A 14,972-nucleotide genomic window follows, 5' to 3' on the forward strand; every position below is an offset into this window, starting at 1 on the left:
TCGCTTTATTGGTATCGATTTTAAGGACTAGGTGATAGTGATTATTCATCACCGCATAGGCGCATACATCGATACAAAATATGGCAGAAAGCGCTTTGACTTTATCGACAATCCAGCAGCGTCTATGCTCATAGCTTTTACCTGTGAGGTTATCCTCCCCGCAGAGGTAGGCTCTTCTTACACAACGATTTATTATGTGATAAAACGGCGTCGACTCAGCATCAATAAGGGTTCTTCGAGCAGAAGTCATAATAACCATCCTATACAACACTATGTTGAGATAACTAAAAGCCTAGTTAAGAAAATACTAAAGTACAAAAGATATGGCTGTCCTGTCTCTTTGTTTACCTACAACGGATGGTTGGAACTATCTTGTCCGCATGTATGAACCTCAATCTGAAATTATCAATGGAGAGTGGCGATTCCCAGAGCTAACTCAGAAATAACGGTCGTTATAGACTTTATCAAAGCCAACTGATTATTCAGTTGGCTTTTTTCATGGGCCGAACTCAGCATATTTGTTCCACATCATTACTACATAGCGTTCAATACAGCTACAATACAATGTCGATATTTCACTTATCAGGGAAGTTTAATGGACAAAGCACTGACCGAAATGGATTTGAACTTACTCAGAATGTTGAAAGTGCTGGTTGAAACTCGGAATACCTACAAAACTGCTGAAATATTGGGTATTTCACAAACCAGTGTGAGTCGTGGTGTGGCAAAGCTTAAAGAAACGTTTGGAGACCACCTATTTCTAAGAAAAGCGCACGGCATCGAACCCTCTGAATTAGCAATCCAGCTTTCCGAAGCTACCGTAGAAATGCTCAACCCTGTCGCAAAAGTTATTGATTCATTTAGTAACTTCGAACCATTTCAGTTTCGTGGCACCGTGTCGATCTCCGTTAATACTTACATATTAGAAGTGTTCGGAGAACGGTTAATAAAACTGCTTTTTTCTAAGCTTCCAAATGCGAAAGTCGAATTAGACTTTTGGCAGAATCAGTCTTTAAGAGATATGTTAAATGGAAAAATTGATTATGCTTTACAAATTTCAAACTTTCCATTCCCTCAAGATATTTACAGCCACCATGTAAAAACCGTGACTTCAGGAATTCTTGCTAGAAAGAATCATCCAGTTTTAAAAGAAGGGAATGAGTGGGAAAGAATTCATGAATTACCTATTGTTCAACTCTATTTAGCAGGTGTCAACTACGACAAAAGCGCGCTACACGACATCTACCAATTAAAAGGGTATCAAGCTAATGTAGTACTGAAAACACACAGTCTCAAAGCGGCGTTGCATACCGTAAAAACAACCGACGCGATTTGTTTTTCCAGCAGTTATGTAGCCGAATTGGGAGAAGATTTAGACGTTCATCCGCTACCACTAGTTGCGGATGAACATAAACGGTTTGATATTATTGGTGGGTATCTGCAAACACGTAGGAGCTATCCTTTAAATCAATACTTACATCAAACCCTGCAAGATTTTTTTAACTCTGTTGAACAGCCCTAACGCTAAACAACATTTTCTTTTATCGCTAAAAAACGCCCAGTCAGGGCGTTTTAAGTTTTACATGATCAAGCCAATATATTGTTCATTGTTACAAACGAGTGTCGGATACCCATTTAGGCGTTAGCCCTTCCGTGGGTTTTTCATCAAATGTCACTTCACCAGGCTCAGATGGTGCAGACCAACTCAACAAATCTGTTCGTGCCATTCTAGTGACAATTTGCTCTTTAGTTACATTAATAACCATAAGATCTTGAGCAATAGCAACTGGGCCACCATATGACTCGACAAGTCCTTTAAAGGCCCTATCAATCGTATCTTCATTAGTGAAGAAATGCGTTCCTACCCCTAAACCAGGCTTAGAAATTGTAAATATTTCTCCAAGCTCACTTGCTGAAGTATGTTTATGCACAATATTCTCAGCGACTTCTATAGGCATATTGTTTTTGTCTGAAAATGTTGGAGCATCAATAAACAGCTCGTGGATGAACACATCTACACCTTTCGCCATTTCAGCTTCATGTGTTGTAGGCTCACTATCGCCAGTAAATGCCATTGATAACCCATTCCACTCTAGTCGATAACCCACTGAACCAACCAGAATATGATCAACCGGGAACGCATATATTTTCACATCGTTTTCTGAATATACTAACTGTTTCGGCGTTTCGGGGCTAAATTTCGAGTAATCAAATTCATGGGCTTGGATTTGCATGCCTTCATTTGCGGCGATCCCGGTTTTACTAAGTACATGCCAAGCCGCCGCCTTTTCAACATGCTCGACAAAGCTTGCAACTCCCAGCTCAGGAGTATGACCAGAAGATCCATACACATTTAAAGGTGCATTGCGCCCCCAGCCCATTGAATCCCATAAATTAAATATTCCGCCAACGTGGTCTAAGTGTAAGTGAGTGACGAAGACTTTATCCAATGAATCGTGAGGTAAACCAAGACTCCAGAGATTTGGTACTGTTCCACCCCCTACATCAAAGATGAAATTATCACCATTTCCAAGTTCTACTAACCAACTTGTGGATGCTTGTCCCATACGTACAGGTGGGTTACCAGAGCCGATTGTCGTTATTCGCATTTCATCAAGCTCGATTGATTCTTGCCCTGCTATAAAGTGCTCTGAATATTGACGATGCTCGCCGTCAGTTTTTGAAATAACATTGTGTTTAGTTAATGGTTGTCCACATAAGGGGACTGGATACCCTGCCTCTGTTAATCGGCATTCTCGCGGGAATTGGAAATCTAGTGGTGATTCTGCCAACGCAGGAAGCGTGAAAGAAGTGCACAGCACGTAAGTTAATAATTTGGGGATCGATTTCATAGGTACTCCGATAAAAAACTAGGTACTGAATAAGTTAGTGCAAGCAGATTATCTATGATTGAATACGATAAGAATATGAATTACAGAGACCCGAATTTGGTTAAGACGGGGAAATTTTCAACAATCAAAGAATTCTTATGGCCGACGGTATAGTAGTCTGGTTGAGCACATGCATTATTTTTTTTTGGGGGGGGGAGGTGTAGTGGATTAGCTAATTTGGCCATAGAGTTAGAGCCCTGGGCATGAGGGAAAGTAAGTCAAACAGCAGATGTTTGAAACTAGGGTCAATCCCGTCCTGACACACTTTGGGGCATAACTGAGTCAGTATCATTCTACCAACTCGCGTTTATACCGATAAAAGTGACAATCTTATTGTCTGCCGACATGATTGATCTTGTAAGCACGCATTGGGAGTAAAAAAAGTTAACGAAGCTATTTGGATATAATTCATTGTGTCAGTAAGAGATCCTGGCACAATGATTAACTGAATCAAATAAGCTCGAAAAATCTAAGTAATGGGATAGTTTCGTTAGTTTGATTCTACTGTAACTTTGACTTCTGCCGGAGGCATTGCTTTCATCATTTCAAGATTGTTATCCATTGCTTTTTCCATGGCACGATTCATATTCATGATAAGGTCGCCATATTCGGTTACTTTTCCATCAACAACAACGACCATAACTCTATCGTCTGCCATCATTTCATTATCAAAAGTGCTAAATCCAATAGATTTTTCTGACCAATAAGACATTTCTTCAACTACTGAATCATTTCGCTTTCTTAATGAAGTTTTTTAGGCGTTCCAAGTAACGATATAACCGCTTGTTTAGTCATCCCTAACTCAATTTTTGATGCTTCTTGAGCATAATTAATCTTAGTCGATGCACATGCTGCTAATAGAGTAATGGTTAATATAATTATGAGATTTTTCATGGAATGAAAATGTCCTTATTTTTGGTTTTAAATCAAGCAACTATAGTCGTTTAACTAAAAATATACAATTATGACTCTATAATAATCAATGGCTTATTAAAAATCCCTGAAAATTATTATACCGAAAGCCTGTTAAGTATCACTTTGCGACTAAACCACGCTCTTAGAAGCCTTTTCCCTAAAGTTATTTGGATAACTTTTTCTATTGCACATTAAGCTGAGTTAGATATAGATTTGTTTTCGTAGAAAGTGATAATGGGGCAAAATGGCTTAGTTCGATCACGCTAAGCCATCAATACTTAGATACCAATGATAGCCGCAAGCATTAATCATCAGCTATTTGAGCGCTCGTACTAATGCTTGTGCACCATCTACTATCTGATCTAACGGATTTTTCTGGCAATAATTATCAATCCATACACTAAACGCATTTACATCACTTTTCTTTAATTCATTAGTCTCATAAAAACCCGAAGCGGTTATGTACCCAAGAATCCAATATTCCATGTCTTTATATCCGTTTTGTTCACGTTCCTTAATCCATGTTCCGCATGTGGCTGTACCTTGTCCGTAAACGGTATAGGCATTTGCTTGAGAGGCAACTCCTAACCAGAATAATGCTACTATAACTCCCGTATTTACGCTCTTCATCGTTTATCCTTGAAGCCTTAGTCAAGTGTGCTGTAGATGTCACCTTGCCCCTAAATAGCACTCAACTTATTTAGGGATACAATACTCACCATTTAGTGTCAGATATAGGTTATTTACCCTGAAGCAATAGTCGTTTGTTTGCTATTTTACTTAGGCTTCACTATCACTCTGTTGCAGTTTTCTATACTTCGAGCGCAAGTATGCTTTTAAAAAACCGCTAAGCACTAATCTAACAACAAAGCCAATAAAGATGTAAATTGCTATACCGCTAAATGCCTTGTTATCGAAAAGTAAACCATATAGCCCAGAAAGCAAAACCCCCATAAACAAAAAGTTAATTACTATTGATACTGGGTGTATTCGGCTTACCATATTCACAGTTAAATCTAATTGTTCATCGTCCATGTAATCCCCCACTTATAAATTCTGACCAGCTCCCCACGTTTGAGTCCATTGAAAAATGAGGAATTTTAATCAACCAGATACATATTGATACATCAGAAAAACTAGGTCAAATGGCAAACTTAAAAAGTGTTAAGAGCAATTACTCTAAGTGATTTTGGGGCAAAAGCGAGTTAGAAACTCGGCCTAAAGTTACTCACAAAACCTTAATCGAAGAGAAAAATGACCAAGTGTAGGTGCGGCTGCGAGCTTCGATGACACGGATGTCATCGTAGAGCCCACAGGGATGCGTTTACGGCGTTTCGCAGAAGCACCTGCACATAAGCTCACCGCAGGTGATAGATAACAATACAGCTATGCCATACAGTAGACTTTCCAGTTCAATTTTAACTAAATGAAGACACAAAAAAGCCACCCGTTAAAAGAGTGGCTATGATGCTGCCGAGCTACGAGCTACGAGCTACGAGCTACGAGCTACGAGCTACGAGCTACGAGCTACGAGCTACGAGCTACGAGCTACGAGCTACGAGCTACGAGCTACGAGCTACGAGCTACGAGCTACGAGCTACGAGCTACGAGCTACGAGCTACGAGCTACGTGCAAAGTAGCAATAAAACGGTCTACTTAACCGTTTTAACTCCCTCTGGGGTACCGACTAATAGCACATCTGCGCCGCGCTTAGCGAACAAGCCGTTTGTCACTACGCCAACGATCTGGTTGATCTGCTCTTCAAGCTCTTTTGGCTTCATGATCTTCATGTTGTACACATCTAAGATGATGTTACCGTTATCTGTGATGCAGCCTTCACGGTATACAGGATCTCCGCCAAGCTTAACCAGTTCGCGTGCAACATATGAACGCGCCATTGGGATGACTTCAACAGGCAGTGGAAACTCACCTAAGATATCTACCTGCTTAGTGTTATCTACGATACAGATAAACTTATCGGCAACAGCTGCGACAATTTTCTCGCGTGTCAGAGCGGCACCGCCGCCTTTGATCATGTCCATTTGGCCATTAATCTCATCGGCACCATCGACATAGACAGATAGCTCATTGACTGAGTTAAGATCATAAACTGGAATACCTAACGCTTTCATCTTTTCTGTTGAAGCTTCAGAGCTAGACACTGCACCATCGATATCGGCCTTCATTGTCGCTAGAGCGTCGATAAAATGGTTAACGGTAGAGCCTGTGCCCACACCTACAATGCTATCTTTTTCAACATATTGTAGAGCGGCCCAACCAGCGGCTTTTTTCATCTCATCTTGTGTCATGGTCGTTTCCTGTAAGGGGTATTTAAAATTCTGCCGCCATTATACCCAAGCCAGATAAAAATGCTCGATCTGCAGCGACCCACAAAGAGCGGAAGTTATCACTTTTCCTATTTTTATTTGGCGACTTTGCAGCCTATTTGGTTTAAGTCAGGCTCCAATCAAGTGTGTATCTAACGTATTAATTAAGACTCGTTAATCTCATATTACTAGCTTAAATCATGGGCTAAGAGTAAGTTTGCATTATGTAATTAAGTTTGGCTTAAGCTTTTGATACCGGTTTGATTAGCGCTTGGGGTCATCAAAGATATTGGTCAGTGCAATAAAAAAGTAAGGAAACACTATGGCTGGAGTTAGCCTATTAACATTATTAGATGATATTGCCGCTATCTTGGATGATGTGGCCTTGATGAGTAAAGTTGCCGCTAAAAAGACCGCGGGTGTTTTAGGCGATGATTTAGCACTCAATGCACAGCAGGTTTCAGGTGTGAATGCCGATAGAGAGCTTCCTGTGGTGTGGGCTGTGGCTATGGGCTCGTTTCGTAATAAGTGCATCTTGGTACCTGCAGCGCTGCTAATTAGTGCATTTATCCCTTGGGCTGTGACCCCTTTGTTGATGTTTGGTGGGCTTTTTCTCTGCTTCGAAGGTTTTGAGAAGTTGCATCACACCTATGAAAAGCGAAAAGCCAAACAAGCTCAACTCAATAATGGCAAAGAAGTTATTGCCGACGATGACGTGCCTGAAATTGATGACCTGCAAGCTTTTGAGTTGCAAAAAATCAAAGGCGCAATTCGCACTGATTTTGTACTTTCAGCTGAGATTATCGCGATAACGTTAGGCGTAGTTGCCGAGAGTAGCTTTTTAACTCAAGTTGTCACCCTCTCTGTTATCGCCTTGCTGATGACTATCGGTGTATACGGTTTAGTCGCAGGTATTGTTAAACTTGACGATGCTGGGCTTTATTTGAGTAAGCGGGAAGGTGAGGGACTCGTGACACGTTTCGGGCGTTGGTTCGGTGTCAAACTGGTTAATGCTGCACCTCACTTGATGCGCGGGCTCACCGTTGTCGGCACGATTGCCATGTTTATGGTCGGTGGGGGGATTTTGACCCATGGATTACATTGGATAAGCGCACAGTTTTCAGCTGTAGCACTTTGGCTTGAACCCATCGCAGTAATTGGCCCTTTGCTCTCATTCATTACGCCTAGCTTACTTAACACTATCTTTGGTGTAATTGCAGGAGCCGTTGCTTTGCTGTTACTGACTAGCGTGCAACAACTCAAAGCCGCTTAAATGTTTTAGTTTGTATCTAAGCTTGTTTATTTTGTTGTATCCGTTGCTACAAGTTTGTAACATCGCTTCGGTCTAAGCAGTCATTGTCCGGACTAAATACCCGACTAATACCCATACGTATTAAATATCAGGTATTAAATAATAGAGATCTAATAAAAATAACAAGCCGGCCAGCAGTCGATAGGGATATAAATGAAAAAATTTGCATTGAGTTTAGCGTCAAGTCTAGTTGTAGCCTCTTTACTAACAGCCTGTGGCGGTGGGAGCGATTCTGATGACTCAGGTGTGACTCCAACGCCGCCTCCAACGCCAACCCCTCCGCCAACGATGTCTCAGGATTACTGCTATACAATGAGCACGAGCATGGGAGAGATTAGTTTAGCGATTGATACGACGAACACACCTATTACTGGTGAGAACTTCAAACAGTATGTTGATTCAGGCTTTTATGATGGCTTGATATTTCACCGTGTGATCCATCAGTTTATGGTACAGACTGGCGGCTTTAAGCCTGGTTTGGTTGGAAAGGATGGTAATTCTTCTATCGAGAACGAAGCGAGTGTCGGCTTTAGTAATCTGCGTGGAACTTTAGCGATGGCTAGAACCAGTGATCCAGATTCAGCAACATCGCAATTTTTTATCAATTCAATTGATAATGAGTTTTTAGATAAAGCGAATGCATCAGACGGTCATGGTTATGCTGTTTTTGGTCAAGTTATCGAAGGCATAGAAGTTGTTGATCAAATGGATATCGTTGATACCGCAAATGCTGTTTCGAGCAGCGGGGGGATCTATCAAGATGTGCCTGTTGAAGATATTGTGATTAACTCAATTGCTGAAATGAGCTGCCCCTCAGCATAAGTTCCTGCTTTGCGTTAAGTATAAAAGCCCTGTCTTATATCGGCAGGGCTTTTTAGTTTGAGCGATTCTATTTGAACTACTGAGTGACTATAGCTTTAGTAGCTTGGCACAGAGTTTCACAAAGTCTGATGAGGTGACTATACCTTGTACGTGTCCAGAGGCGTCTATCACAGGCAAGCAGCCAAGCTTATTCTCGATAAAATACTCAACAACTATCGATAGTGGCTCATCAGCGGTGAGGTGCTGGTAGTCCTTATCCATAATGGTGGCAACAGTTTGGGCTCGCTCCTTTCTATCTAAGGCATCGCTACCGTACTTAGTGACTAAAGACATCACAGTCGAGACCATTTTTTTGTGGGTCAAGATGCCAACCAAGCGTGAGTCTTGCTCTGAGATAACGGGAAGGTGTCTGACATTTCTACTTTTCATAAGAGAGTGGGCATCTTTTAGATTCGCCTCATCGCTGATACACACCACTTGGGTTGTCATTATCTCTCGTACGTTCATTTTCTTCTCCCTTTACCTGTTTTTCTGATTGGCCAGTGGCTCTCGTAAATCAATAGGCTAAGCAATCAATATACCTCATTTAAAGCAAAAGCTCTTAAAATAGACATCTTGTAGCAAAAATGTAATGTTAAGGTTGCATGATACTTGTTAGACCTCTTACCACTTCATGTTTTACAAGGATAATAATAATGAAACGGAGCTTTACTCGACGGGACTTCCTAGAGATGTCTGCAAAAGGCGTTGGTGCAGCCGTGGTGTCATACGGCTTGATGGGTTGTAGTGACAGTGACAATAGCAGCACAACAGATGATGCAGGCACTGCTGAATTTTTACATGGCGTGGCCAGTGGTGACCCAAGTCACGATGCTGTCATTCTATGGACTCGAGTGACCCCCGAAACCGATGGTGAAATTACTGTGGGTTGGGAAGTTGCTAGTGACACAGAGTTTAAAAATCTAGTCACTAATGGAGAGATGATCACCAGCGCTGAGCGAGATTATACCGTCAAGATTGATGCTACTGGGCTTGAGGCTGGTACTCAGTATTTTTATCGCTTTAAGCAGGGCGATATTAGCTCTGAAGTAGGCAGTGCCATTACGCTCCCACAAGGGGCGATCGAGCAAGTTAAATTTGCGGTGCTCTCCTGTGCAAACTTTCCAGCTGGCCACTTTAATGTATACGCCTTAGCGGCTCAGCAAGAGGAGCTAGACGCGGTTATTCATCTCGGTGACTATATCTATGAGTATGCTAGAGGTGAGTATGCCAGTGAAAATGCTGCCGAACTGGGTCGCGAAGTTCTGCCTGAAGGCGAGTTATTGACTCTCTCTGATTATCGAACTCGATATGCTCAATATCGTAGCGATTCGAGTTTAGCGGGTCTTCACGCCAAAGTGCCATTTATCACAGTATGGGATGACCATGAGGTTGCTAATGATACTTGGCAGCATGGTGCAGAGAACCATAATGAAGATGACGGCGATTTCGATGCAAGAAAGCAGGCTGCGCTACAAGCATATTTTGAATGGTTACCTATTCGTCCTTGGCGAGAGGGCAATCATGAAGAGATCTACCGTTCATTCAGTTTTGGTGATCTCGTTGATCTGCATATGCTTGATACTCGAGTCTTAGCTCGAGATAAGCCGCTAGATTATGCTGACTATATCGATCCGGTCACGCAAGCAATGGATAGTCAGAAGTTTATGGCTGAAGTCACGGGTGCTGAGCGTACTTTACTGGGAGCGGAGCAGTTGCAATGGCTACAAGCAAACTTGTTAACGGCAACGGGGAAGTGGCAAGTTCTTGGGCAACAAGTATTGATGGGCAGCATGATGCTACCGGCAGCTATTGCAATGCAAAAGCTCAGTGTTACTGAGTTTGGCGAGTTAGCTGCACTGGCGCAGATAGCGGCGCGCTGGGAAGCAAAAGACCCGACTATTACCACTTTTGAATATACCTTTTTAATCGAAAACCAGCATAGGTTAACACCTGAAGCGATGGCGTTACTGCAGATGCCTGCAGTGCCTTATAATTTAGATGCGTGGGATGGCTATGCTTATGAGCGTGAAGTCGTGCTAGCCACAGCTAAATCTAATGGCTGTAACTTAGTCGTGCTAGCGGGTGATACCCATAATGCTTGGGCAAATGAGCTCACAGATAGTCATGGTGACAAGGTTGGGGTTGAGTTTGCAACTAGCTCCGTTTCCTCACCAGGACTTGAGTATTATTTAGGGATCCCTGAAGATCAACAAGCACAAGTCGAAGCGGGTATTTTAGAGATGGTTTCGGGTCTCAAATACACCAACCTGAGAAACCGTGGTTTTATGGTGCTGACATTTACTAAAGAGCAAGTTCGTAGTGATTGGCATTATGTCGATACCATTCTATCTGAGCAATACAGTGAAGATATGAGCAAAAAGCATAGTGCCGTTTGTATGATGGGAAGTGCTATGGTGGCTGATATTGGCTAACTGTTAACGAGTATTCGTTTATCTTTTAGCAGGAATGACTTAGACCTATGGTGTGGCTCATTTCTGCTAACCTCTGCTTTCTAAACCTCTTACTGCTTCGTAATTGAGATATTTGTCAAAAAATTTGGTTAGGTGTCTAAGTTTTTATTTTATATGAGGCATCACATCGCATTTTAGTATAAAATTCGCTCCCAAAATCTGGTAGGTGCCTACACTTTAACCTGTGATGTGATCACAGGGGAAAATAGCGCGCATTCCGTCTTTGGGATGATCGTTTCACCTACCATGTTGACCAAATTAAATAACAAGATGGGGACGGTCGAATGTCAGATAAGCACTTTATTACAGCAAAGGAGTTGCTTGAAGATTCATTTCGCTTAGCGGCGCAGGTTTACGAAAGCGGTTTTCGCCCGCAGTTTATTGTCGGGATCTGGCGTGGTGGAGCACCAATCGGTATTGCTGTTCAGGAATATTTCGATTTTAAGGAAGTAGAGACAGATCATATTGCTGTTCGTACCTCCTCTTACTACGGCATCGGCACAGATAAGCAGAGTAAAAAAATTAAAGTGCATGGTCTGCATTATATTGTTGAGAACGCCAACGCTGATGATGGACTTTTGATTGTCGATGATGTGTTTGATTCTGGCCGTAGCATACATGCCCTTAAAGATAAGCTTAGTGAGCTTATGCGCCTGAATATGCCAAAGGATGTACGTATTGCGTGCCCTTACTACAAGCCTAAAAATACCTCTGTACCATTAAAGCCGGACTACTTTATCCATGAGTCCGAAGAGTGGCTTGTGTTCCCACATGAAGTTTCAGGTTTATCACCTGAGGAGATTGCCGAAGGTAAAGGCGATCTGGCTAATATCAAAGAGCTATTTGTTTAATACAGATAACTGATTAGCAATAATAAAACCAGTGCATAGTATTATGCGCTGGTTTTTTTGTTTTAATTACGCCTGACTTTGGGTTTAGCGCTTCATATGCTGATTGGTATTACTATAACTTGTTGATCTGTTCACCCAGCTGGTATGACTTATCGGTGACTATGACCTCAAGCGTAGCGACGCGATCTTGCAGCTTGACGAGTTCCGCCTTAAGCGCATCGACTTCACTGTTATCGACGCTGGTCTTTCTGTGGTTATATTCTTTAAATGCCTTTACGCCAAACACTGCGATTATGGCAACGGTCATCACTTCAAATGGTCCCATGTGTCTAATTCCCTCTATCTGTTCTTTTTAAATTGGGTTAACGCGTCAATATGGTGCTGCATATATTTCGATGATACTTATGCATTTTGTATCGATGAGCAATCTCTGTTTATATCTTATGAATAAGCAATGGCTGTGCCAAGACACAGAACCTTAAAGATCAATGGGTTAGCAGTTTGGCTATATTGTTGCTGCTCAAAATTACCAACCAGAGGCTCATTTCACTAATGAGTTATCATACAAGCCAGTTTGACAAAGATCACCAAGGGCAAGTTTGAGAGGCTACTTCAGGAGCTGCTCCTTGATGGTTACGCACCTGAGCTCATTGTGATGAAGCTTAATTAGCTCTCTTTGTGTGGTCACAGACAAACCTTGGGTTTGACTCATTAGCTTTTCAAGCGTTGCAATGCCTGCATAGTTACACTGCGTGGGGATCAAGTAACGGCTGTATACTGCCATAAACTCATGGCTCTTATGACTATCGAGTAGCGCTAACGACTCTATTCTTAGCTCTGAACTCGCCGCGCTCAGTCTTTGCTGCTCCTTAGGGTAAAGGTTGCTCATGGCAATATTTAATCTTGATGATGCGAGTTGAGTATCATGCTGAATATGCGTTAGCCAATAGCGTTTAATGCCAGCTTCTGGTCTAGATACTTCTGCTGTGAGTGCTGCATCTTGGCCTGAGTTGCTTTTATCTTGCTTGAGCTCTTTCGCTATTAATGCTCGACTGCCTAGATAATCGTATCGGTTGAGTTGTTTAATAATATTCCAGCGGCTTACCTGATCGAGCGATATGCCTTTAATACTGGCACGCTCGTCGAGTAACTTAGCTAAGTGACGTTTAGCTTGCGGGCTTTGCGCTAGCCCTATATAGGCATTTAGCCAGACTGATTGGACTTGTTGGTTAGCGCTATTAACCATCGCCTTTCTCAGGCTCATCTGCTCTAAGCCTTTCAGCGCACTTTGAATATAACTGCTATGGCTAGGCAACATCTGCTCAAGAAGCGTTTTACTCTGATAAAGTGTCTCTATGACTTGAGCTAATAGTTGTGGATCTTTCTCTTGAGGAAGGTTGATAAACACAATACCTAAATATTCATTTAAGGCTAAATTTCCTGCCGATACATTTTCCCACAATGTTTGCCATAACATAGAGCGAAGTTGGTTATCTTTAAGCTGATTTAATCCGAGCTTTACTGTCGCTAATGAGCGTTTATCTAAGCTGACTTTCACATAACCTAAATCAAGATAGTTTGGGTAGACAAGATCGGGGCAGCGGCCCCCTATAAGCCGTGTCACATCGGTACGTTTTCCTCGGTAATCAATGTCAATACTACGCACTTGATGGAGTTGATTTCTTCCCTTTGTGTACAAGGCTACAGCGACCTTTTGTTCCCTTAGAGTTGGCACTTGCTTACTCGCAGGAGATTGAAGTATCGCAAATTCGGTGATGCGATTATCTTCACAACTAAATTCAGCTTCTATGGTGTTGACCCCAGGAGTATAAAGCCAATCTTGCTGCCATTGAGTTAGTGAGCGCTTAGCTGTGATGCTTTGGCTAGCAAAGAAGTCAGCTGGGCTAGCATTTTGATATTGATATCGTTTTAGGTAATCTTGCACACCCGATTTGAAATCTTTGTCCCCAATTAGATGTGCCAACCTGATAAGCGTTGTCTTGCCTTTATGAGGCCCGATGTTTGTTAAGCTTGTGCCTGAAGCATAACTTGCGAGCAAGGTATCTTCTTCATAGGCTTGGGCTTTACTTGCGTCGTAGTAGTTAGCCTGCATCTGCGAGGTATGCCCAATTTCGGCAAGTACCCTATCAGTGATGAGTTCACCTAAACTCCGATTGAGCCAGCTTTCGTCCCACCAGTTTTCGGTGACCATAGCGCCAAACCATTGCGCTGCTAGGTCATCGGCAATGGCTTTAATTAGCTGCTTTCTCTCATCAGGTGTGAGCTCGTGTGTATATAGCCGCTGGGTAGTTACCTGAGCGAATGTTGCTTGCTCAATGGTATTTTGCTCAGATGGCCTTATATTTGACGTTGCGCTCTGAGTCGCAGGTAAGACTAGATCGAATTTAGCAAAAGGGTAGGAAGTGCCTAGGTAGGCTTCGAACTCAGTGATAAGTGCTGAGATATCATTAAATAGGGCTGAGTTTTCAACCTCTAGGTTTAATGATTTTCTGCTGATTAGCCTAAGTGGATATTGAGTATCATTACTTTGCAAAACACTAAATGGGCCTGCACTGATTGAGTAACTATGTGGGCTAAGCTTTGGTGTAGCAGAGAAGTGCCAATGGTTGAATTGACCCTGTTCAGTGACACTTGTTTCTTTGACTGGACTGAGTACCACCCACTCTTTGGGGGTGATAACATCTAAGTTATAGCTTGCTTTTAAACTGGGTTGGTCAAATGTGGGGAATACGTTTTTGGCCCAATGAGCCGATGGGCTTGAGCTAATATAGACACTGTTATCAAGCGGGTCTATTGAGCGAGTTAAGCCCACTCGCTGATCGTTTGCGTAGTTGAGTGAGTAGCTGACTTCGACGCTATTATTACCCGATAGCAGTAAGTTGGGGCTTAGGGTAAATGTTGAGCTATCATATCGAGGGTAGATCTTGTGGCCATTGATGATAAAGCGCGTGATATTAGCTTGCTCAAGATCTAAGGTCAGCTCATCTTCTGGATTACTCAGGTTAAATGTCACTATGCTGGTGGCTTGGAAGCCGCCTGCTTGACTCAGATCTAAGCTTAATTGATAACTGATATCCGAGAGACGTTCACTCCTCGTTTTAGCTTGCTGACGCTCAGCTTTTGAAAATGGCTTATTGGTTATGGTGGAGGCGTTATCTTTGCTATCAGGCTGTTTTTGAGTGGTGCTCTTGCATGATATCAGCAGTAATGAGCAGAAGATAAGAAGACTGACACGCAATACATTCACAACAGGGTACCTGACTAAATAATGATTTTATTTTTATGGCTGAAACACTAACCGATTTTAGTCACAAGCGCGA

General features: G+C 42.3%; 14 protein-coding genes and 1 pseudogene. 6 read left to right on the top strand and 9 right to left on the bottom strand.

From position 1 onward, the window contains the following. Nucleotides 1-250, bottom strand: a pseudogene (locus BM736_RS00005) (alpha-amylase family glycosyl hydrolase); the annotation flags it as partial. 73 nt (nucleotides 251-323) lie between these two features. Here BM736_RS00005 and BM736_RS25345 point away from each other — a divergent pair. Beyond that, entirely contained in the window at nucleotides 324-446 is a 123-nt protein-coding gene (locus BM736_RS25345) for a hypothetical protein (protein ID WP_256717639.1), read from the top strand. A gap of 149 nt (nucleotides 447-595) precedes the next feature. Beyond that, on the top strand, nucleotides 596-1,522 hold the full coding sequence (locus tag BM736_RS00010) for a LysR family transcriptional regulator (RefSeq protein ID WP_028763928.1): 927 nt from the start codon (nucleotides 596-598) through the stop codon (nucleotides 1,520-1,522). An 88-nt stretch (nucleotides 1,523-1,610) separates the two neighbouring features. Here BM736_RS00010 and gntH read toward each other — a convergent pair whose 3' ends face one another. The 5 genes from gntH to rpiA all read right to left on the bottom strand — a co-directional run bounded on the left by gntH (nucleotide 1,611) and on the right by rpiA (nucleotide 6,115). Beyond that, a complete protein-coding gene (gene gntH, locus BM736_RS00015) occupies nucleotides 1,611-2,852 on the bottom strand; it encodes a guanitoxin biosynthesis MBL fold metallo-hydrolase GntH (RefSeq protein ID WP_076407391.1) in 1,242 nt (413 codons plus the stop codon). Between the two features lie 529 nt (nucleotides 2,853-3,381). Next, a complete protein-coding gene (locus BM736_RS00020) occupies nucleotides 3,382-3,603 on the bottom strand; it encodes a hypothetical protein (protein WP_076407392.1) in 222 nt (73 codons plus the stop codon). Nucleotides 3,604-4,121: 518 nt separating this feature from the next. Beyond that, on the bottom strand, nucleotides 4,122-4,436 hold the full coding sequence (locus BM736_RS00025; protein ID WP_076407393.1) for a hypothetical protein: 315 nt from the start codon (nucleotides 4,434-4,436) through the stop codon (nucleotides 4,122-4,124). Nucleotides 4,437-4,586: 150 nt separating this feature from the next. Then, nucleotides 4,587-4,841, bottom strand: a complete 255-nt coding sequence (locus tag BM736_RS00030) for a hypothetical protein (protein WP_076407394.1) — start codon at nucleotides 4,839-4,841, stop codon at nucleotides 4,587-4,589. A gap of 617 nt (nucleotides 4,842-5,458) precedes the next feature. Continuing rightward, complete coding sequence (gene rpiA, locus BM736_RS00040; protein ID WP_076407395.1) at nucleotides 5,459-6,115, bottom strand: ribose-5-phosphate isomerase RpiA; 657 nt, start codon at nucleotides 6,113-6,115, stop codon at nucleotides 5,459-5,461. A 340-nt stretch (nucleotides 6,116-6,455) separates the two neighbouring features. Here rpiA and BM736_RS00045 point away from each other — a divergent pair, with 340 nt between their 5' ends. Together BM736_RS00045 and BM736_RS00050 are read left to right on the top strand one after the other, a co-directional pair. Further along, on the top strand, nucleotides 6,456-7,406 hold the full coding sequence (locus BM736_RS00045) for a DUF808 domain-containing protein (RefSeq protein ID WP_076407396.1): 951 nt from the start codon (nucleotides 6,456-6,458) through the stop codon (nucleotides 7,404-7,406). Between the two features lie 192 nt (nucleotides 7,407-7,598). Beyond that, nucleotides 7,599-8,267 (top strand): peptidylprolyl isomerase, encoded by a 669-nt coding sequence (locus BM736_RS00050; protein ID WP_076407397.1) that lies wholly within the window; start codon nucleotides 7,599-7,601, stop codon nucleotides 8,265-8,267. A gap of 87 nt (nucleotides 8,268-8,354) precedes the next feature. On the opposite strand, the gene BM736_RS00055 is transcribed toward BM736_RS00050, so the two are convergent. Next, entirely contained in the window at nucleotides 8,355-8,774 is a 420-nt protein-coding gene (locus tag BM736_RS00055) for an HPP family protein (protein ID WP_076407398.1), read from the bottom strand. Nucleotides 8,775-8,962: 188 nt separating this feature from the next. Between BM736_RS00055 and BM736_RS00060 the strand changes: the two genes are divergently transcribed. Continuing rightward, complete coding sequence (locus BM736_RS00060; protein WP_076407399.1) at nucleotides 8,963-10,741, top strand: alkaline phosphatase; 1,779 nt, start codon at nucleotides 8,963-8,965, stop codon at nucleotides 10,739-10,741. Nucleotides 10,742-11,064: 323 nt separating this feature from the next. Further along, the gene (locus BM736_RS00065; RefSeq protein WP_076407400.1) at nucleotides 11,065-11,631 is read left to right on the top strand and encodes a phosphoribosyltransferase; all 567 of its coding nucleotides are present in this window, start codon (nucleotides 11,065-11,067) and stop codon (nucleotides 11,629-11,631) included. 112 nt (nucleotides 11,632-11,743) lie between these two features. Here BM736_RS00065 and BM736_RS00070 read toward each other — a convergent pair whose 3' ends face one another. Together BM736_RS00070 and BM736_RS00075 are read right to left on the bottom strand one after the other, a co-directional pair. Then, a complete protein-coding gene (locus BM736_RS00070; protein ID WP_076407401.1) occupies nucleotides 11,744-11,956 on the bottom strand; it encodes a hypothetical protein in 213 nt (70 codons plus the stop codon). Nucleotides 11,957-12,238: 282 nt separating this feature from the next. Continuing rightward, on the bottom strand, nucleotides 12,239-14,899 hold the full coding sequence (locus tag BM736_RS00075; protein WP_076407402.1) for an ERAP1-like C-terminal domain-containing protein: 2,661 nt from the start codon (nucleotides 14,897-14,899) through the stop codon (nucleotides 12,239-12,241). Between the last annotated feature and the right edge of the window lie 73 nt (nucleotides 14,900-14,972).

The organism is Shewanella sp. UCD-KL12, assembly GCF_001957125.1.
Lineage (GTDB): Bacteria > Pseudomonadota > Gammaproteobacteria > Enterobacterales > Shewanellaceae > Shewanella.

What these genes read in the sequence shown, in the direction of transcription:
- BM736_RS25345 (WP_256717639.1), top strand. Translation starts at nt 324, where the DNA reads ATGGCTGTCCTGTCTCTTTGTTTACCTACAACGGATGGTTGGAACTAT.
- BM736_RS00010 (WP_028763928.1), top strand. Translation starts at nt 596, where the DNA reads ATGGACAAAGCACTGACCGAAATGGATTTGAACTTACTCAGAATGTTG.
- gntH (WP_076407391.1), bottom strand. Translation starts at nt 2,852, where the DNA reads ATGAAATCGATCCCCAAATTATTAACTTACGTGCTGTGCACTTCTTTC.
- BM736_RS00020 (WP_076407392.1), bottom strand. Translation starts at nt 3,603, where the DNA reads ATGTCTTATTGGTCAGAAAAATCTATTGGATTTAGCACTTTTGATAAT.
- BM736_RS00025 (WP_076407393.1), bottom strand. Translation starts at nt 4,436, where the DNA reads ATGAAGAGCGTAAATACGGGAGTTATAGTAGCATTATTCTGGTTAGGA.
- BM736_RS00030 (WP_076407394.1), bottom strand. Translation starts at nt 4,841, where the DNA reads ATGGACGATGAACAATTAGATTTAACTGTGAATATGGTAAGCCGAATA.
- rpiA (WP_076407395.1), bottom strand. Translation starts at nt 6,115, where the DNA reads ATGACACAAGATGAGATGAAAAAAGCCGCTGGTTGGGCCGCTCTACAA.
- BM736_RS00045 (WP_076407396.1), top strand. Translation starts at nt 6,456, where the DNA reads ATGGCTGGAGTTAGCCTATTAACATTATTAGATGATATTGCCGCTATC.
- BM736_RS00050 (WP_076407397.1), top strand. Translation starts at nt 7,599, where the DNA reads ATGAAAAAATTTGCATTGAGTTTAGCGTCAAGTCTAGTTGTAGCCTCT.
- BM736_RS00055 (WP_076407398.1), bottom strand. Translation starts at nt 8,774, where the DNA reads ATGAACGTACGAGAGATAATGACAACCCAAGTGGTGTGTATCAGCGAT.
- BM736_RS00060 (WP_076407399.1), top strand. Translation starts at nt 8,963, where the DNA reads ATGAAACGGAGCTTTACTCGACGGGACTTCCTAGAGATGTCTGCAAAA.
- BM736_RS00065 (WP_076407400.1), top strand. Translation starts at nt 11,065, where the DNA reads ATGTCAGATAAGCACTTTATTACAGCAAAGGAGTTGCTTGAAGATTCA.
- BM736_RS00070 (WP_076407401.1), bottom strand. Translation starts at nt 11,956, where the DNA reads ATGGGACCATTTGAAGTGATGACCGTTGCCATAATCGCAGTGTTTGGC.